The organism is Streptomyces sp. BPTC-684, assembly GCF_030028635.1.
In the GTDB taxonomy this organism is placed as follows: Bacteria; Actinomycetota; Actinomycetes; order Streptomycetales; family Streptomycetaceae; genus Streptomyces; species Streptomyces noboritoensis.
Genome location: NZ_CP124863.1, coordinates 329565 through 348798 on the forward strand (window position 1 = coordinate 329565; position 19234 = coordinate 348798).

Sequence of the window (19234 nt, forward strand, 5' to 3'; positions counted from 1 at the left end):
CAGCGTCAGTAGCGGGTCTGCGGGCTCCGCTCCCAGACGAGCCGGGGTACGGGTAGAGGGGAGTGCCCCCCTGGGTCGTGCAGTCACGCTTCCTCCAGACCCGTACGCGGGGAGCGCGCCAGCACCTGAACGGTCAACGGAGCGTGGCGCACGGGGTCACCCCCAGGGCAGACGGCCCACCGGGGTTAGCCGTGACCGAATGACCGTGACCGAGGGGGTTCGGGAAACTTCTGGAGGCTACTGGTACCTATGAATACTTTTCTTAGATTTGGGTCACCTGAGTCACTTGGGTCATAACCACAGGTCAGAGAGTGCGTACAGGAATGACCGAAGGTGACCGAGTGACCGAACGTGGTCACCGGCCACCCCTTCACGCTGTCTGACGGTGGCTATCCGGCGAAGATCCCCGGCCCCGCGTCGGCCGGTCGGTCATCGGCATGCTTCAGGCCGATCAGGGTCTTGGCCTTGCTGGTCCGCCCCCGTCGTAGCGTGCTGTCCCGCTCGATGAGCGCGGAGACCAGTGTCCTGGACGACTTGAACGGCGGGATGCCCTCGGCCTCCGCCCACCACTTGTACGCCTCCCACAGGTCGGCGATGGGCGTCTCCGCTGCCGGGTCGGCTACGAACGTGCCGGGGAAGAACCCGGCCAGCGGATCGGAGTCCTCCCGATATTCCGCTGTTGCCTGCACCACGCTCGGCGTCTCGCCAAGTCCGTGGCTGTACCACTCGCGGGCACCGCGCACGGCCCAGGCGAGAATGCCCGGGAACTCGCCGCGCAGCGTCTCATCAAGGGTGCTGTCGCGCTCGGCTGCGCTGAACTTGCGCTCGAAGGGGAGCAGCTTCACGCGCCGCCACGTGCCGTGGTCCTGCTCGCGTACCTCGGGCCGGTAGTTCGTGGCCAGCAGGATCAGCGCCTCGGGCTTGAAGCTGTACGGATCGCGGTACTTCGGGTTGACGCTCATCTCCTCTCCGCCGGTCGCGTTCTTGATGGCCGCCGCGTCCAGCACGGCACCCCGATTGGTCTCGCTGGCCAGCGCGAGACGGGCGCCGCGCAGGAGTTCGGCATCGGCTCCGCCCCGCTTGTTGCCGGTGCTGGTGAACATGTCGAACGGCACCGTTGCGGCATGCTCGGCGAACAGGGCACGCAGCGTGTTCAGAAAGACGCTCTTGCCGTTGCTTCCCTCGCCGTAGAGCACCGCAAAGACCTGTTCCGACGTGTGCCCGGTGATGCCGTAGCCGATCAGCCGCTGAACGTAGGCGGGCAGTTCCGGGTCACCGGGGAAGATCTCGCCCAGGAACCGCATCCAGCGCGGGCAGCGCGCATCGGGGTCGTACGCGGTCGCCACGCTGCGGGTGATCATCTGGTCCGGCTCGCCCGGGTGCAGTATCCCCGTGCGCAGGTCCACCACACCGTTCGCACAGGCCAGCAGGTCCGGGTTCTGGTCCCACTGCTGCCCGCTGGTGAGTACGCCGGGAAGCGTGCTGAGCATGTCCACCACGGCATCGCGGCGGGCACGGGAGCCCAGCCCCTTGGCGGCCTTCTCGTTACTCGTCTTCGCCCGCACGGTCCGCAGGTAGTTCTGTGCCGCTTGCTTGATCGGCAGTCCGTTCGGGCTGAGCTGCCAGGCATGCGCCCCCTGGGGGAACAGCGCCCATCCGGTGGCCCTGTCGAACCGGACGTTCCCGCCCAGGTACTCGAAGAGCGCCTGTGCCAACTCGTCGTCGCTGTGCCCACCAAAGTCATTGTTCGCCGCCTGGACATGAGCGGCGATGGCGTCGAGCAGATCGGGGGGCAGCACGGGCTGTTCGGTCATGCCTGGCCCTCCGGTATCAGGATGTACCCGCCGCGCGGGCCGCTCCGGCAGTGCGCCACACGGTGGCCGTAGGACGGGTCATCAGGGTCGCCTGCACCGTGCTGGTGGCGTGCCCCGCAGTGCGGGCAGGAGATCACCAGATAGCCGGGACCCCGGCGCGGGTCCGCCGGGGGAACGTAGCGGGTGGGAACCTCGGGGGCGTGGCGGGCGGCAACCTCGGGGATGTTGATCATGTCTTCCTTTTCGTTGGTCAAGCGGGCATCTCCATCTGCCATAGGTGGATAGGTCGGTACTCGGGGGTGCTGCCTGTCGGGCATGCCGGTGGACACCTCAAAGCTGTCCCCGACCCTAGGCACCCCCACTGACAACACCCCCAAGAGCCGTACACGCTGCCAGGAACGCCGAACGGCCCGCCACCGGGTTTTTCCCCAGCGACGGGCCGTGAACGACGCTCAGACGGGCCTACAACAGCCCCTCTTGGTGTGCGATGTCGTCCAACAGGTCCCGCTGGATCTCTTCGTGCTGTTCCTCTGTCAGCGGAGCGGGCGCACGAATCGGTTCGTCGTCCATGTGTCCGGCAAGCTCCGCCGCTTCCGGATCCTCCGGCTCGATCCGGGCGCGCTCGCCCACAGGCAGACGCTTGCCCCCGGCAGGCTCGACCCGGACCACGAGCCCAGCGTTGGCGAGGAGGGCCGCGCGTGCTGTCAGGGTGGACGACTCCCAGACCTCCCCGAAGGTCCGCCCCGTGTAGCGCGTCTCCCAGTGCGGCTCAACATCCGGCGTTGCGCCCAACACGTCACGGCGCGCGAGTAGCGCGGTCATCTTCTCGCGGTACTCCGCTTCGTCCTCCGCGCCTTGGTAGAGCCCTGCCTCACGGTCGGCACGCATGGACTTGATCGCTGCCGCCACGGCCAGCCGTTCCTGTCGGTTGCTGCTACCGGGGTGCCAGACGTTCTCAACGACCCGCATACGTCCGTAGACGGTCGTCATGCGCTCGTTCACCCACTCGTCAAGGTCATCGACCCGGATGAACGGCGCGGGCCTGTGACGCTGCTCGTTGGGCCGTGAGCACTTGAGCCCTGTGCGCCCATGAGCCACCGTCTGAGTCAGCCTGGCGTCACACACCCCGCAGCGCGTGACCCCCTGCAACCAGTGCGCGTCATGACGCTGCGTACGGGTCACTTCCATGGTGTCGAGAGCCGCTTGCACGGCTTCCCACTCCTCCCAGGTCAGCACCGGTTCCCAGGCCATCAGCGGCAACCCGTCCGCTCCTGTCTCGGGTCGGTCGTTCTTCCCCACCCGATACCCCAACTGGACCTGATTGCGGAGAATCGCGCGCACGGCGTTGCCCCGCCAGTACGTGTCACGCGCCTCATGTCCACCCGCACGCTTCGCGGTAGCCCCTTGCTGCCGGGACGTGGGTACCGCGTCGTCATTGAGTATCTTGGCCACGGCCGTAGCGGAGTGTCCGTCGGTGATCAGCGACGCCATGCGCCGGATCACCTTCACTGCTTCCGGGTCCCGCACCAACGTGCGTCCCTTCCCGGACGGGTGCGGCGCCGGGGTCAGCCCGTACGGGAAGCGCCCCCCGACGAACTTGTTGTCCTCCAACCCCTTGCGCCGCGCGTCCATCGACCGCTCACGGATCATGGCGCGCTCAAGCTTGGCGAACACGGCGATGATCTCCGCCATGGCCACACCCATCGGGGACGACAGGTCAAGCGGCTCCGTGCAGCTCACGAGAGCGACCCCTGCCTTTTGACAGCGCTCCATGAGCTCAGCGAACGCGAGCGTGGACCGTGACAGACGATCCAGCTTGTAGAACACGATCGCGTCTACCTCATCCAGCCTGGCCAGCATCTTGGACATTGCCGGACGGTCTTCCGGGTCCGTCGCTCCGCTGATCCCCTCGTCCGCGAAGTCGTCCACGATCTTCCAGCCGCGACGGTCGCACTCAGCGGCGCAGTGCTCGCCCTGGCGCTCAATGCTGGTGGTGCGCTCCGTCACGCGGGAGATGCGGCGGTATGTGAAGACCCTCATGGGTTCCATAGGATCATGCCCCTAACCTGCGACGATCGGTTAGGGCACCCGTCAGAGCCACCGGTTGTGACTCACGGCTGTACGCGTGCGTGTACTGCTTCGCCCGCAAGACGCACAGCTATCTCGACCTCGACACCGGGCTCGGCTTCGACTCGCAGATCGTCGTCAAGGTCAACGCGCCCGAGCTGCTGCGCCGCCACCTCTCCTCCAGGCGGTGGGAGGGCGCGCACATCGCCATGGGCACCAACGTCGACTGCTACCAGCGCGCCGAGGGCCGCTACCGGCTGATGCCGGGGATCATCGAGGCGCTGCGCGACCACGCCAACCCGTTCTCCGTCCTCACCAAGGGGACGCTGATCCTGCGGGATCTGGAGCTGCTCAAGGAGGCGTCCGAGGTCACCCGCGTCGGCATCTCCGTCTCCGTGGGGTTCGTGGACCACGCGCTGTGGCGCACGGTCGAGCCGGGCACGCCCGCGCCCGAGCGGCGCCTCGACGTCGTACGGACGCTGACCGAGCACGGCATCGGCTGCGGGGTCCTGATGGCGCCGGTCATCCCCTTCCTCGGGGACCACCCCGACCAGCTGCGCGCCACCGTCCGCGCGATCGCCGCCTCGGGCGCGACCTCGGTGACCCCGCTGGTGCTGCATCTGCGGCCGGGGGCGCGCGAGTGGTTCATGGGGTGGCTCGCCGAGCACCATCCACATCTGGTGCGGCGGTACGAGCGGCTGTACGCGGAGGGCGCGTACGCGCCGAAGTGGTACCAGCGCCGGATCACCCGCCAAGTACACGAGCTGGCCACCGAGTTCGGCATCGGACCGGCGCACCGGGGCGCGGCCCGGCTCATTCCGCGGCGTGTGGAGCCGGAACCTGCCGGTCCGACCCAGCTCACCCTGCTCTGACCAAAACCCGCTGCCCGATTGTCAGTGGCATGGTTCAGGATGGACGCATGACTTCGCTGACGCACATCGCCACCCCGGACGGCCTCGCACCCGGCGTCAACTACAGCCATGTGGTGTGGGGCACGGGCCGGTTCATCGCGATATCCGGCCAGTGCGCCCTGGACGAGAAGGGGAACGTGGTCGGGGAAGGCGACCCGGTGGCGCAGGCGCGGCAGATCTTCGAGAATCTGCGCCGCTGCCTGGAGTCCGCGGGGGCGACCTTCGACGACGTGGTGAAGCTGACCGTCTTCGTCACCGACATCGCCCATCTGCCCGCGATCCGCGAGGCCCGGGACGCACACCTCGACAGCGGCCGGCTCCCCGCCAGCTCGGCGGTGCAGGTCGCGGCGCTGTTCCGCCCCGAACTCCTGATGGAGATCGAGGCGTTCGCGGTGGTCGCCGACCGTTGACCAGGGGTATCGGCGTACGGGACATGACCGCGGCCGACTGCGGGGCGGTCGCGGCCGTCCGCGTCGAGGGCTGGCGGACCGCCTACCGGGGGCTGATGCCGCAGTCGTATCTGGACCGCCTCAGCGTGGAGCAGGACGCCGAGCGCCGCCGGGAGCAGCTGGCCCACGGCGACGGCTCGGTGGTGAACGTGGTCGCGGAGCGGGCGGGCGGGCGAGGTGATCGGCTGGGGGTGCTACGGGCCGTACCGGGAGGACGACGGCGCGCGGACGGCCGACAGCGAGCTGTACGCCCTGTATGTGCACCCCGACCACTGGTCCACGGGCGCCGGGCGGCTGTTGGCGGCCGAGCTGACCGCCCGCGTGGCCGCCGACGGGTATCCGCACCTGCTGCTGTGGGTCCTGAAGGCCAACGACCGGGCCAGACGGTTCTACGAGCGCGCCGGCTTCGCCCCGGACGGCGCCGAGGAGGACTTCGTCGTGGACGGGGTCGCGGTGCCCGAGGTGCGCTACGCGATGCGCCTGAGCGCCACGGCGGCCGCCGACGCGAGGCGGGGGCGGGCCAGCGCCGTCTCCAGGACCTCGACCGCCCGTTTGTCGCCCAGCTCCCCCAGCCCCTCCACACAGGCCAGTGCCACCCGCCAGTAAGGGGTGTCGGGCGAGAGCAGCGGCCGCAGGGTGGTGATCAGCGCCGGTACGGCCTCGGGGGCGCGCAGTGCGGTGAGCAGCCGCACCGGGTGCAGGGCGTAGGCGGTGCGCAGCTGGTTGGTGGCGAGCGCGGCCGCCGCCCGTGCCGTGCGCGGGTCGCCGAGCCGGGCCAGGGCGTGCGCGGCGGAGACACAGCGCTCCGGGTCCCGGTGGTTGAGCAGTAGCACCAGCGCCTCGAAGGCGCGCCGGTCCCCCGCGCAGCCGAGCCGGAAGGCCGCGACCTCCCGCGCCCACAGGGGCCGTTCGCGCTCGGTGAGCACGGCCGCCAGCTCGTCCCGGTCGTCGGTCGAGAGCAGCCGCTCGTACGCCGGCACCGCGCCCGACGCCCTGGCCTCGCCCCGCAGCCGGTCCGCCAAGGACCGCAGCTCCTCGTCCATGCGGGAAGCGTAGTGGGCCGGGCCGGACTCGGCTGCGGGACGTGACTGGCCGCGCCGTTCCCCGCGCCCCTGGGTTGCCGGACCTGTGCGGGCCGTCTGTGGCTGGTCGCGCAGTTCCCCGCGCCCCCTGGGTAGTCAGGGGCGCGGGGAACTGCGCGAGCAACCCACCACGGTCCGCGGGCGAACGACGGCACGGCCCCCGGCTGCACGCGATGGCGAGCCAGATCACATGGACTCGCTGGCTCCGCGCTATGGCGCGCTCGTTACTCACCAGTTAATCTCAAGTGAGCGGGTACCCCCCGCGAACTCCGGTGGCCTGGTGACGCAGCCACCGCGAGTGTTCGTCGGTTCGGCAGTTTCACGGCGTGGCCCCGGGACCGGGTCCGTCGGCCCTCAGCACCACCACGACACACCTTCCGCACGCCGTGCGCCGCCGCGCGCACCCGCGTCTTCACTGACGCCTTCGCGACAGCCGGATGCCGGTCGCGTGCGCCCTCTCCTCAGTCGTCACTCACCCTGGAGTCCCGTGATGGACACCCCCCTGAACACCGTCGCCGTGGTCGGTCTCGGCACCATGGGCACCGGCATCGCCGACGTGCTCACCCGCGCGGGCCGCGAGGTCATCGGCATCGACATCAGCGAGCAGGCCGCCCGCCGGGCCGTGGCCTCCCTGGAGGCGTCCACCGCCCGGGCCGTGGCCCGCGAGCGCATCACCGAGGAGGAGCGGCGCGACGTCCTCGCCCGGTTCCGCACCTTCACCGACCTCCAGGCGGCGGCCGAAGCCGACCTGGTCATCGAGGTCGTGCCCGAGTCGTACGAGCTCAAGCAGCAGGTGTTCGCCGCGCTCGACGCGATCGTCGCGCCCACCGCGATCCTGGCGACCGGCACCAACGCCCTCTCGGTGACCCGGCTCGCCGCCGAGTCGGCGCACCCCGAGCGCGTCCTGGGCCTGCACTTCTTCAACCCGGCCCCGGCGATGAAGCTGGTCGAGGTGGTCTCCTCGGTGCTCACCGCGCCGCCCGCCGTGGACGCGGTCACCCAGCTCGCCCTGGCGCTCGGCAAGGAGCCGGTCGCGGTCGGCGACCGCCCGGGCTTCGTCGCGGACGGGCTGCTCTTCGGCTACCTCAACCAGGCCGCCGCGATGTACGAGTCGAAGTACGCCTCCCGCGAGGACATCGACGCGGCGATGAAGCTGGGCTGCGGGCTGCCGATGGGCCCCCTGGAGCTGCTCGACCTGATCGGCATCGACACCGCCCGCACGGTCCTGGAGGCGATGTACACCGACTCGCACGACCGGCTGCACGCCCCCGCGCCCATCCTCGGCCAGCTCACCGAGGCGGGCCTGACCGGCCGCAAGGCGGGCCGCGGCTTCTACACGTACGAGGCACCGGGCAGCGCGACCGTGGTGCCGGACGCGCAGACGCGCACCGCGGCGGCGGGCACGGGCGTCGGCCGCGAGATCCGCTCGGTCGGCGTGGCCGGCTCCGGGACCATGGCCTCCGGCATCGCCGAGGTCTTCGCCAAGGCCGGGTACGACGTGGTCCTCGCCGCGCGCGGCCTGGAGAAGGCCGAGACCGCCAAGTCCCGTATAGCCAAGTCGCTTTCGCGCTCTGTCGACAAGGGCCGGATGACGGCCGAGGCCCGCGACGAGACGCTCGCCCGCATCACCCCGGCCGGGGCCCTTGAGGCCTTCGCCGAGGTGGACCTGGCCGTCGAGGCGGTCGCCGAGGACCTGGGGGTCAAGCAGCAGCTGTTCGCGTCCCTGGACAAGATCTGCAAGCCGGGCGCGGTGCTCGCCACCACCACTTCCTCGCTGCCGGTCGTCGCCTGCGCCCGCGCCACCTCGCGCCCGCAGGACGTCATCGGGATGCACTTCTTCAACCCGGCGCCCGCGATGAAGCTGGTCGAGGTGGTCCGCACGGTCCTCACCTCGGACGAGGTGCACGCCACCGTCCGCGAGGTCACCGCGAAGATCCGCAAGCACCCGGTGGACTGCGGGGACCGGGCCGGGTTCATCGTGAACGCGCTGCTCTTCCCGTACCTCAACAACGCGATCAAGATGGTCCAGGAGCACTACGCCTCGCTCGACGACATCGACGCGGCGATGCGGCTCGGCGGCGGCTACCCGATGGGGCCGTTCGAACTCCTCGACGTGGTCGGCCTCGATGTGTCCCTGGCCATCGAGAAGGTGCTGCACGCCGAGTTCCGCGACCCGGGCCTGGCGCCCGCCCCGCTCCTGGAGCACCTGGTCGCGGCCGGGTGCCTGGGCCGCAAGACGGGCCGTGGATTCCGCGAGTATGCCCGCCGCTGACCCGTGGGGCTCCCCCGTCCACCGGCCGGGGGAGGGCTGGGGCGGGCTGCTCGATCCCTCGGGCGGTCCGCCCCCGCGAGCGCGACTTCCTGCACACATGCAGTACGTTCGGTCCATGCCCCAGCCCGCTGCCTCATCGAAACGGCCGACCCGAACGTCCGCCACGCCCGACGCCCCGGAAAGTGCCGCCGGCAGCCGCGCGGCCGCCCAGCGGCTCAAAATGCGCCGCGAGCTGGCGGCCGCGGCAATGGAGCTCTTCTCGGCCAAGGGGTACGAGGCCACCACGGTCGACGAGATCGCGGCCCGCGCCGGGGTCGCCCGCCGCACCTTCTTCCGCCACTTCCGCTCCAAGGAAGAGGCGATCTTCCCCGACCACGACGACACCCTCGTACGGGCCGAGGCGGTGCTCAACGCCGCGCCCCCGCACGAGCATCCGCTGGACACGGTGTGCCGGGGGATCAAGGAGGTCATGAAGATGTACGCCTCCTCCCCCTCGGTCTCCGTGGCGCGCTACAAGCTGACCCGCGAGGTGCCCACCCTGCGGGAGGCCGAGATCGCCTCGGTGGCCCGCTACGAGCGGCTCTTCACCCGGTATCTGCTCGGCCACTTCGACGAGCACGAGCACCACGCCGGGAACGACGACCCGCTGCTCGCGGAGGTGGCCGCCTCGGCGGTCGTCACCGCGCACAACCACGTGCTGCGGCGCTGGCTGCGGGCCGGCGGCCAGGGCGATGTGGAGACCCAGCTCGACCACGCCTTCGCGATCGTCCGGGACACCTTCGGCTCCGGGATCGGGGCGGGGCGCACGGCCGAGCCGAAGCCCGCCGCCGCGTCCGTCTCCACCAGCGACGAGGTGCTGGTCGCGGTGGCGCGTACGGACGCGCCGCTGGACGAGATCATGCAGTCGATCAAGAAGGCGCTCCGGCAGCGCTGACCTGTCCGAAAAGTGAAGGCCCGCCCCCGTTCGGGGCGGGCCTTTCGCGTTCTCCGAGGTGGCATCCGATCGATCATCGCTCATTCGTGCAGGTCATTACGCAATTGAGAGAAATTGTTGGCACGCGGTGTCTTGCCGACTGGCACTGCGTGCCATACGTTGATGTTGTCCGGGCGGCCGGCGTGCAGAGACCTCTCGTACGCCGGCTGTCCCCGCAAGCTTCCCCAGCGAGCGCGCCCGGACGCCTGCGTCACAGGCACCCTCCCGCGCCCACCAGGCGCCGCCGATCCCGTAGTACCGCCGAACCGACGGCACACCTCCACAGCAGCAGTCCCCTCAGCGTTCCCAACGCGCTTCGCCGGAGGCACCACCGTGAAGGAAATCCTGGACGCGATTCAGTCGCAGGACAGTACGGCCGCGGACATCGCGGCTCTGCCGATCCCCGAGTCGTACCGCGCGATCACCGTGCACAAGGACGAGACGGAGATGTTCGCCGGGCTCGCCACCCGGGACAAGGACCCGCGCAAGTCGCTGCACCTCGACGAGGTGCCGGTCCCCGAACTCGGCCCCGGCGAGGCCCTGGTGGCCGTCATGGCCTCCTCGGTCAACTACAACTCGGTGTGGACGTCGATCTTCGAGCCGCTCTCGACGTTCGGGTTCCTGGAGCGCTACGGCAAGCTCAGCGAGCTGACCAAGCGGCATGACCTGCCGTACCACGTGATCGGTTCGGACCTGGCGGGCGTGGTCCTGCGCACCGGCCCCGGCGTGAACGCGTGGAAGCCCGGCGACGAGGTCGTGGCGCACTGCCTGTCGGTGGAGCTGGAGTCGAGCGACGGCCACAACGACACCATGCTCGACCCCGAGCAGCGCATCTGGGGCTTCGAGACCAACTTCGGCGGCCTCGCGGAGATCGCGCTGGTCAAGTCGAACCAGCTGATGCCCAAGCCCGACCACCTCAGCTGGGAGGAGGCGGCGGCGCCCGGTCTGGTGAACTCCACCGCCTACCGCCAGCTCGTCTCCCGCAACGGCGCAGGCATGAAGCAGGGCGACAACGTCCTGATCTGGGGCGCCAGCGGCGGCCTGGGCTCGTACGCCACGCAGTTCGCGCTGGCCGGTGGCGCCACGCCGATCTGTGTCGTCTCCAGCCCGGAGAAGGCCGACATCTGCCGCGCCATGGGCGCCGAGGCGGTCATCGACCGCAACGCCGAGGGGTACAAGTTCTGGAAGGACGAGCACACCCAGGACCCGCGCGAGTGGAAGCGCTTCGGCAAGCGCATCCGCGAGCTGACCGGCGGCGAGGACGTGGACATCGTCTTCGAGCACCCGGGCCGCGAGACCTTCGGCGCCAGCGTGTACGTCACCCGCAAGGGCGGCACCATCGTCACCTGCGCCTCCACCTCCGGCTACAACCACGAGTACGACAACCGCTACCTGTGGATGTCGCTGAAGAAGATCGTGGGCTCGCACTTCGCCAACTACCGCGAAGCCTGGGAGGCCAACCGCCTCGTCGCCAAGGGCAAGATCCACCCCACCCTCTCCAAGGTCTACAGCCTCGAAGAGACCGGGCAGGCCGCCTACGACGTCCACCGCAACCTCCACCAGGGCAAGGTCGGCGTCCTCGCCCTCGCCCCCCGCGAAGGCCTCGGCGTCCGCGACCACGAACTCCGCGCCCAGCACCTCGACGCCATCAACCGCTTCCGCAACATCTGAGCACGGAGCGACACATGACTGAGCGTCACAAGGACCGGCCCTGGCTCATGCGGACGTACGCCGGCCACTCGACCGCCGAGGCGTCCAACGAGCTCTACCGGCGCAACCTCGCCAAGGGCCAGACCGGCCTGTCGGTCGCCTTCGACCTGCCCACGCAGACCGGCTACGACCCGGACCACATCCTCGCCCGCGGCGAGGTGGGCCGGGTCGGGGTCCCGGTGTCCCATCTCGGTGACATGCGGCGGCTGTTCCAGGACATCCCCCTGGAGCAGATGAACACCTCGATGACCATCAACGCCACCGCGATGTGGCTGCTGGCCATGTACCAGGTGGTCGCCGAGGAGCAGGGCGCCGACATCACCCGGCTGCAGGGCACGACGCAGAACGACATCGTCAAGGAGTACCTGTCGCGCGGGACGCACGTCTTCCCGCCCGGTCCGTCGCTGCGGCTGACCACCGACATGATCACGTACACGGTCAACCACATCCCCAAGTGGAACCCGATCAACATCTGCAGCTACCACCTCCAGGAGGCGGGGGCCACCCCGGTCCAGGAGATCTCGTACGCGATGTCCACCGCGATCGCCGTGCTCGACGCGGTGTTCGCGTCCGGGCAGGTGCCCGAGGACCGCAAGGGCGAGGTGGTCGCGCGGATCTCGTTCTTCGTGAACGCGGGTGTCCGGTTCATCGAGGAGATGTGCAAGATGCGGGCGTTCGGCCGCATCTGGGACAAGGTGACGCGCGAGCGGTACGGCATCGAGGACGCCAAGCAGCGCCGCTTCCGCTACGGCGTCCAGGTCAACTCGCTGGGCCTGACCGAGGCGCAGCCGGAGAACAACGTCCAGCGGATCGTCCTGGAGATGCTGGCCGTGACGCTGTCGAAGGACGCCCGCGCGCGGGCCGTCCAGCTCCCCGCCTGGAACGAGGCGCTCGGTCTGCCGCGCCCCTGGGACCAGCAGTGGTCGCTGCGCATCCAGCAGGTCCTCGCCCACGAGAGCGACCTCCTGGAGTACGAGGACATCTTCGCCGGGTCGCACGTCATCGAGGCCAAGGTGGAGTCGCTGGTCGAGGAGTGCCTGGCCGAGATCGAGCGGATCCAGCAGATGGGCGGCGCGATGGCGGCCGTCGAGTCCGGCTACCTCAAGTCGCAGCTGGTCTCCTCGCACGCCGAGCGCCGGGCCCGTATCGAGGGCGGCGAGGAGAAGATCGTCGGCGTCAACTGCTACGAGTCGACCGAGCCCAATCCGCTCACCTCCGACCTGGACACCGCGATCATGACGGTGGACCCGGCGAACGAGGCGCGGGTGGTGGCCAAGCTCCACGAGTGGCGCGACAACCGGGACGAGACCCGGGCGTCGGAGGCGCTGGCGGCCCTGAAGAAGGCGGCCGCCGGGTCCGAGAACCTGATGGCCGCGACCCTGGAGTGCGTCCGCGCGGGCGTCACGACCGGCGAGTGGTCCTGGGCGCTGCGCGACGTCTTCGGCGAGTTCCGGGCGCCGACCGGGGTCTCCTCGGCTCCGGTCGCGGTCCCGGCCGAGGCGGGCACGCCGCTGGCTCTGGTGCGCGAGAAGGTGACCCGTACGGCCGACGAGCTCGGCTCCGGCCGGCTGCGCCTGCTGGTGGGCAAGCCGGGCCTGGACGGGCACTCCAACGGCGCCGAGCAGATCGCCGTACGCGCGCGTGACGCCGGTTTCGAGGTGGTCTACCAGGGGATCCGGCTGACCCCCGAGCAGATCGTCAACGCCGCCCTGGCGGAGGATGTGCACTGCGTGGGCCTCTCGATCCTGTCCGGCTCGCACGCCGAGCTGGTCCCGGACGTGCTGGCGCGGCTGCGCGAGGCCGGCGCTCCCGACATCCCGGTGATCGTCGGGGGGATCATCCCGCCGGCGGACGCCGAGGAGCTGTGCAAGGCGGGTGTGGCCGCCGTATTCACCCCGAAGGACTTCGGTATCACGGAGATCATCGGCCGTATCGTCGACGAGATCCGGAAAGCGAACAAGCTCGACCCTCTGGAGGTCCCCGCATGACCGTCAACCGCCCTCCCGTCTCCCACCACCACCCTCAAACGACGTCCCTGCGGGCCGACACCTCTCGTTTGCGCCCGCGCCGTTCGTGCCTGGCCGTCCCGGGCTCGAACCCGCGCTTCCTGGAGAAGGCGCAGGGCCTCCCCGCCGACCAGGTCTTCCTGGACCTGGAGGACGCCTGTGCCCCGCTCGCCAAGCCGGAGGCCCGGCACACCATCGTCAAGTTCCTCAACGAGGGCGACTGGACCGGCAAGACCCGGGTCGTGCGGGTCAACGACTGGACGACCGAGTGGACGTACCGCGACGTCGTGACGGTCGTCGAGGGCGCGGGGCACAACCTCGACTGCATCATGCTGCCGAAGGTGCAGACCGCCCAGCAGATCGTCGCCCTCGACCTCCTGCTGACCCAGATCGAGAAGACGATGGGCTTCGAGGTCGGCAAGATCGGCATCGAGGCGCAGATCGAGAACGCCCAGGGCCTGAACAACGTCAACGAGATCGCGACGGCCTCCCAGCGCGTCGAGACGATCATCTTCGGCCCGGCCGACTTCATGGCGTCGATCAACATGAAGTCGCTGGTCGTGGGCGAGCAGCCGCCCGGCTACCCGGCGGACGCCTACCACTACATCCTGATGAAGATCCTGATGGCCGCCCGCGCCAACAACCTCCAGGCGATCGACGGCCCCTACCTCCAGATCAAGAACATCGACGGCTACAAGGCGGTCGCCCAGCGTGCCGCCGCCCTCGGCTTCGACGGCAAGTGGGTGCTGCACCCCGGCCAGGTCGAGGCGGCCAACGAGGTCTTCTCGCCCTCGCAGGAGGACTACGACCACGCCGAGCTCATCCTCGACGCGTACGAGTACTTCACCTCCGAGGCCGGCGGCAAGAAGGGCTCGGCGATGCTCGGCGACGAGATGATCGACGAGGCCAGCCGCAAGATGGCGCTGGTCATCTCGGGCAAGGGCCGGGCGGCCGGTATGCAGCGCACGTCGAAGTTCGAGATCCCGGAGGCGTAACACCATGCAGTTCGGCCGCACCTACGAAGAGTTCACCGTCGGCGACGTGTACAAGCACTGGCCCGGGAAGACGGTGACGGAGTACGACGACCACCTGTTCTGTCTGCTCACCATGAACCACCACCCGCTCCACATGGACAGCAACTACGCGGAGCGGACCACCGACTTCGGCAAGAACGTTGTCGTGGGCAACTACATCTACTCGCTGCTGCTCGGTATGAGCGTGCCGGACGTGTCCGGCAAGGCGATCGCCAACCTGGAGGTGGAGTCGCTCAAGCACGTGGCGCCGACCTTCCACGGCGACACGATCTACGGCGAGACGACGGTCCTCGACAAGACGCCCTCCAAGTCCAAGTCGGACCGCGGGATCGTCCACGTCGAGACCAAGGGCTACAAGCAGGACGGCACGCTGGTGTGCGTGTTCCGCCGCAAGGTGATGGTCCCCACCGAGACGTACATCAAGGAGCGCGGCGGCGAGCAGCCCGGCCGCCCCCAGCTCAAGTCGCAGGAGAAGTAGCCATGGCCCGTCTCGCGCAGACCGCCGGTCTGACCGACGTCCAGCAGGAAATCCTGGCCACCGTCCGGGACTTCGTCGACAAGGAGATCATTCCGGTCGCGACGCAGCTGGAGCACAAGGACGAGTACCCGACGCAGATCGTCGAAGGCCTCAAGGAGCTCGGCCTGTTCGGGCTGATGATCCCCGAGGAGTACGGCGGTCTGGGCGAGTCGCTCCTGACGTACGCGCTCTGCGTCGAGGAGATCGCGCGCGGCTGGATGTCGGTCTCCGGCATCATCAACACGCACTTCATCGTGGCGTACATGCTCAAGCAGCACGGCACCCAGGAGCAGAAGGACACCTTCCTGCCCCGGATGGCGCTGGGCGAGGTGCGCGGCGCGTTCTCGATGTCGGAGCCGGCGCTCGGCTCGGATGTGTCGGCGATCACGTCCAAGGGCGTCAAGGACGGCGACGAGTACGTCCTGAACGGCCAGAAGATGTGGCTGACCAATGGCGGAACGTCATCGCTCGTGGCCGTTCTGTGCCGGAGTGACGAAGGACACCCCGAGGGCACCGCCCCCCACAAGTCGATGACGACCTTCCTGGTGGAGAAGGAGCCCGGCTTCGGCGAGGTCCGACCCGGCCTGACCATCCCCGGCAAGATCGACAAGATGGGTTACAAGGGCGTCGACACGACCGAACTCATCATGGACGGACTGCGCATTCCGGCCAATCGGGTCCTCGGCGGGGTCACCGGCCGAGGGTTTTACCAAATGATGGACGGAGTCGAGGTCGGCCGCGTCAACGTCGCGGCGCGTGGTTGCGGCGTCGCTCAGCGTGCATTTGAGCTGGGTGTCTCGTATGCCCAGCAACGTCACACTTTCGGCAAGGCGATCGCCCAGCACCAGGCAATTCAGTTCAAGCTGGCCGAGATGGCTACCAAGGTCGAGGCCGCTCATGCCATGATGGTCAACGCAGCACGCAAAAAGGACTCCGGGGAACGAAACGACCTTGAGGCAGGGATGGCGAAGTACCTCGCCTCCGAATACTGCAAGGAGGTCGTGGAGGACGCCTTCCGTATCCACGGTGGCTACGGCTTCTCGAAGGAGTACGAGATCGAGCGCCTGTACCGCGAGGCGCCGATGCTGCTCATCGGTGAAGGTACCGCCGAGATCCAAAAAATGATCATTGGGCGTCGGCTTCTCGAAGAGTACCGATTCCAGGGTTGATTGCCGCTTTTAGGTCGGTTCGGCCGCGAAGAACATCACACCCTGTAAGCGTTTCCTAAGGGCTTCCGGCCGACCGACTCGGCTTCTGGCTTTCCCAGTTGCGGCTCGCAACCGATAGCATCGCTGGTAAACCAGCCGCCGTCCCCCACTTGCCAGCGCGGCATCATCCGCTACGAAGGTCATCCATGCCCCACAGCCAAACCTCTGCATCTCGCGACGGTTTCCTCCAGGGACGTCTTGCTCGCGGAGCATCGCCGTGGCTTCTGCCGACCGTCGCCACCGCAGCCCTCAGCCTCGCCCGCGCGCGCCGCTCCGGCGCCGCCAAGGCCGTGGCCGTGCCCGCCACCGCGCTCGCGGCGGGCATGCTGTGGTTCTTCCGCGACCCCGAGCGCGAGATCGCTACCGGGCGGGTCATCTCCCCCGCCGACGGCGTGGTGCAGAGCATCATGCCGTGGAAGGACGGACGCACCCGCGTCGCGATCTTCATGAGCCCGCTGAACGTCCACGTCAACCGCGCGCCCCTGGCCGGCACGGTGACGTCCGTCGAGCACGTGCCCGGCGGGTTCGTTCCGGCGTTCAACAAGGAGAGCGAGAACAACGAGCGCGTTGTCTGGCACTTCGACACCGAGCTCGGCGACATCGAGATGGTGCAGATCGCGGGTGCGGTGGCGCGGCGGATCGTCCCCTACATCCCCCAGGGCACCAAGGTGGAGCAGGGCGAGCGGATCGGTCTCATCCGGTTCGGCTCCCGCGTCGACATCTACCTTCCGGAGGGGGTCGAGGTCGCTGTCGAGGTCGGGCAGAAGACCACTGCGGGGGTGACTCGAATTGACCGTGATTGATCCGGACACCCAGACCGACTGGGTGCCGGGCGCGGACGCCGACGACGCGGAGGAGATGCCCCTCTCCCTGCGGCTGTCGATAGCGGACACCCTCACGCTCGGCAACGCGACCTGCGGGTTCATGGCGGTGTACTTCACCACCACCGGAATCCTCATCCCGCACCTGTCGGGCAGCGCCGAGTCCGGCATGGCGCGGCACTCCGCCGCGACCGCCGTGATCCTGATGCTGCTCGCGGCGATCTTCGACCTCTGCGACGGCCTGGTCGCGCGGAAGCTGCGGAGCTCGCCGATGGGGGCCGAGCTGGACAACCTCTCGGACCTGATCAGCTTCGGGCTCGCCCCGGCGTACTTCGTGCTCGTGTACGGCATGGTCGCGGACGACGCCCATCAGCGGGTGGCGGCCGTGGCGGCGATCACGGTGCTGCTGGCGGTGGTGCTGCGGCTGGCGAGATTCTCGTGCGTGACGATGAAGGACGGCATGTTCCAGGGCATGCCGAGCCCCTTCGGCGCGCTGACCGTCGTCTCGATCGTGCTCCTTGAGCTCCCGTTCGTGCCGACGTTGCTCGCCGTCATAGGGGTCGCGTGGCTGATGGTCAGCCGGGTCGAGTACCCGAAGCCGCGGGGCATCCTCGCGGTGGCCATGCTCAGCTGGATCGTGGGCGCGATGGGGCTGCTCGCGGCGTGGGCGTTCGACGCGCCCGGTGGTCAGCTGCTGCTCCAGACGGGCTGTGTGCTCCAGGTCGTCCTGGGCGCGGTGATTCCCCTGTTCGCCACGGCTCGCCGGGTGAACTCGATCCGCGACAACCGCCGCGAGGCGCGGGCGGCCCAGTTGCCGTAGCGCTACGCGCTGTGCCTGTACGCGAAGGGCCCCGGACCACTTGGTCCGGGGCCCTTCTTGCCGTGCCGGGCGGCTGGGGTGCCCCCTAGGGGCGCGGGGAACTGCGCGACCGGCCCCCCACCGGGCCGCGGACGAAGAACGACCCTCGCGTCAGCAGACCGTGCGTGGCCGAGCGCGCAGTTCCCCGCGCCCCTGGGGGTCAGGGGCGCGGGGAACTGCGCGAGCAACCAGAGACGGCCCGCAGCCGAAGCGGTCAGGTCAGGAAGTCCTGGGCAATCCGCTCCGCCGTGCGCTCAAGCAGCGGCCCCGCCTCCGCCATGCACCGCGCCGGGTCCGGCTCCAGGGCCGTGAGGGCGTAGGCGCGGCGGATGCCCGCCTTGCCGAGGGCCTCCGGGGGCAGGGCCAGGCGTCCGCAGACCGCGACCACCTCGATGCCCGCCGCCCGGGCCGCCGCCGCCACACCCGCCGGAGCCTTCCCGTGCAGGGTCTGCTCGTCCAGCGAGCCCTCGCCGGTGATCACCAGGGTGGCCCGGGCCAGGGCCGGGGCGAAGCCGAGGACGTCCAGCATGACCTCGATGCCGGGCCGGAACGTGGCCCCCAGCGCCACCAGCGCGCCGTACCCGATGCCGCCCGCCGCGCCCGCGCCCGGGGCGAGGGCCGCCTCGGCCGCACGGGCGCCCACGGACTCCTCCAGGACCTCGGCGAAGCGGCCGAGCGCCGCGTCCAGGGTCGCCACGTCCTCGGGCGTGGCGCCCTTCTGCGGCCCGTACACCGCTGGCGCCCCCTTGGGCCCCGTCAGCGGGTTGTCCACGTCGCTGGCCAGCACCAGGTCGACCGAGGCGAAACGGGGGTCCAGGCCGGAGAGGTCGGCCGCGGCCAGCGTCGCCAAAGGGCCGCCGCCCGGCGCCACGGGCTCGCCCGCCGCGTCCAGGAAGCGCGCCCCGAGCGCCGAGAGCATGCCCGCGCCGCCGTCCGTGGTGGCGCTGCCGCCCACCCCGAACACGATCGTGCGCGCCCCCGCGTCGAGCGCGGCGAGCAGCAGCTCACCCGAGCCGTACGTGGTGGCGGTCAGCGGGGCGAAGACGCCCTCGGGGAGGTGCTGGAGGCCGGACGCCTCCGCCATCTCGACCACGGCCACCCCGTCCCGTACCGCGAAGGCCGCGGTGACCGGGGTGCCGAGCGGGCCGGTGACCCGGGCCTCGCGGCGGGCGAACCCGGCCGCGACCGCCGCCGCGACCGTGCCGTCGCCGCCGTCGGCGACCGGCAGGGTCTCCACCGCCAGACCGGGCACGATCCGCCGCAGCCCGGCCGTCACCCGCTCCGCGACCTGTACGGCCGTGAGCGAGCCCTTGAACTTGTCCGCCGCCACCAGCACGCGCGCGGATTCGAAAACTGCTCCGTCCGTCACCTTGCTAATCCCTTGCTATCGAACAGGCAGTCGCGCCGCTCCGACCCTATCCGCCGTACGCGCCCCTGCCCATAGGTGTCATGCACGGCGGGACGGCGTGCCACCCCACGAAACCTCCATATCGCGGACCATAGTGGGGCGG

At 69.7% G+C, this 19234-nt stretch carries 16 protein-coding genes and 1 pseudogene; 12 read left to right on the plus strand and 5 right to left on the minus strand.

Going from position 1 to position 19234, the window contains the following annotated elements; translation table 11 throughout:
• Positions 1-389: 389 nt before the first annotated feature.
• From QIY60_RS01505 to QIY60_RS01515, 3 genes are all read right to left on the minus strand, one after another.
• Positions 390-1814 (minus strand): DNA primase family protein, encoded by a 1425-nt coding sequence (locus QIY60_RS01505; RefSeq protein ID WP_283140729.1) that lies wholly within the window; start codon positions 1812-1814, stop codon positions 390-392.
• Positions 1811-2068, minus strand: a complete 258-nt coding sequence (locus tag QIY60_RS01510) for a hypothetical protein (protein WP_283140730.1) — start codon at positions 2066-2068, stop codon at positions 1811-1813. The genes QIY60_RS01505 and QIY60_RS01510 overlap by 4 nt, the downstream gene beginning before the upstream one ends.
• A 208-nt stretch (positions 2069-2276) precedes the next feature.
• Positions 2277-3863, minus strand: coding sequence for a recombinase family protein (locus QIY60_RS01515; RefSeq protein WP_349253892.1), 1587 nt, complete (start codon positions 3861-3863; stop codon positions 2277-2279).
• A 17-nt stretch (positions 3864-3880) separates the two neighbouring features.
• Between QIY60_RS01515 and QIY60_RS01520 the strand changes: the two genes are divergently transcribed.
• The 3 genes and pseudogenes from QIY60_RS01520 to QIY60_RS01530 all read left to right on the plus strand — a co-directional run.
• On the plus strand, positions 3881-4753 hold the full coding sequence (locus QIY60_RS01520) for a radical SAM protein (protein ID WP_349253982.1): 873 nt from the start codon (positions 3881-3883) through the stop codon (positions 4751-4753).
• A 47-nt stretch (positions 4754-4800) separates the two neighbouring features.
• A complete protein-coding gene (locus QIY60_RS01525) occupies positions 4801-5202 on the plus strand; it encodes a RidA family protein (RefSeq protein WP_283140732.1) in 402 nt (133 codons plus the stop codon).
• A 23-nt stretch (positions 5203-5225) separates the two neighbouring features.
• Positions 5226-5715, plus strand: a pseudogene (locus QIY60_RS01530) (GNAT family N-acetyltransferase); the annotation flags it as partial.
• On the opposite strand, the gene QIY60_RS01535 reads toward QIY60_RS01530, so the two are convergent.
• The gene (locus QIY60_RS01535; protein WP_283140733.1) at positions 5709-6284 is read right to left on the minus strand and encodes an adenylosuccinate lyase; all 576 of its coding nucleotides are present in this window, start codon (positions 6282-6284) and stop codon (positions 5709-5711) included. The pseudogene QIY60_RS01530 and the gene QIY60_RS01535 overlap by 7 nt on opposite strands.
• A 529-nt stretch (positions 6285-6813) precedes the next feature.
• Between QIY60_RS01535 and QIY60_RS01540 the strand changes: the two genes are divergently transcribed.
• The 9 genes from QIY60_RS01540 (at position 6814) to pssA (ending at position 17684) form a co-directional block, all read left to right on the plus strand.
• Positions 6814-8595 (plus strand): 3-hydroxyacyl-CoA dehydrogenase, encoded by a 1782-nt coding sequence (locus QIY60_RS01540; RefSeq protein ID WP_283140734.1) that lies wholly within the window; start codon positions 6814-6816, stop codon positions 8593-8595.
• Positions 8596-8710: 115 nt separating this feature from the next.
• A complete protein-coding gene (locus QIY60_RS01545; protein WP_257583987.1) occupies positions 8711-9529 on the plus strand; it encodes a TetR family transcriptional regulator in 819 nt (272 codons plus the stop codon).
• A 372-nt stretch (positions 9530-9901) separates the two neighbouring features.
• Entirely contained in the window at positions 9902-11239 is a 1338-nt protein-coding gene (ccrA, locus tag QIY60_RS01550; protein ID WP_283140735.1) for a crotonyl-CoA carboxylase/reductase, read from the plus strand.
• A gap of 14 nt (positions 11240-11253) precedes the next feature.
• Positions 11254-13266, plus strand: coding sequence for a protein meaA (locus QIY60_RS01555; protein ID WP_283140736.1), 2013 nt, complete (start codon positions 11254-11256; stop codon positions 13264-13266).
• Positions 13263-14279: a CoA ester lyase gene (locus QIY60_RS01560; protein ID WP_283140737.1), complete on the plus strand. Its 1017-nt coding sequence runs from the start codon at positions 13263-13265 to the stop codon at positions 14277-14279. Before QIY60_RS01555 ends, QIY60_RS01560 begins: the two co-directional genes overlap by 4 nt.
• Positions 14280-14283: 4 nt before the next feature.
• Positions 14284-14796, plus strand: coding sequence for a MaoC family dehydratase (locus QIY60_RS01565; protein ID WP_283140738.1), 513 nt, complete (start codon positions 14284-14286; stop codon positions 14794-14796).
• Positions 14797-14798: 2 nt separating this feature from the next.
• A complete protein-coding gene (locus QIY60_RS01570) occupies positions 14799-16004 on the plus strand; it encodes an acyl-CoA dehydrogenase family protein (RefSeq protein WP_067166208.1) in 1206 nt (401 codons plus the stop codon).
• Between the two features lie 185 nt (positions 16005-16189).
• Positions 16190-16846, plus strand: coding sequence for a phosphatidylserine decarboxylase (locus tag QIY60_RS01575; RefSeq protein ID WP_067166206.1), 657 nt, complete (start codon positions 16190-16192; stop codon positions 16844-16846).
• The gene (pssA, locus tag QIY60_RS01580) at positions 16833-17684 is read left to right on the plus strand and encodes a CDP-diacylglycerol--serine O-phosphatidyltransferase (RefSeq protein ID WP_283140739.1); all 852 of its coding nucleotides are present in this window, start codon (positions 16833-16835) and stop codon (positions 17682-17684) included. The genes QIY60_RS01575 and pssA overlap by 14 nt, the downstream gene beginning before the upstream one ends.
• A 253-nt stretch (positions 17685-17937) precedes the next feature.
• On the opposite strand, the gene QIY60_RS01585 is transcribed toward pssA, so the two are convergent.
• Positions 17938-19092: a glycerate kinase gene (locus QIY60_RS01585; RefSeq protein ID WP_283140740.1), complete on the minus strand. Its 1155-nt coding sequence runs from the start codon at positions 19090-19092 to the stop codon at positions 17938-17940.
• Positions 19093-19234: the final 142 nt, after the last annotated feature.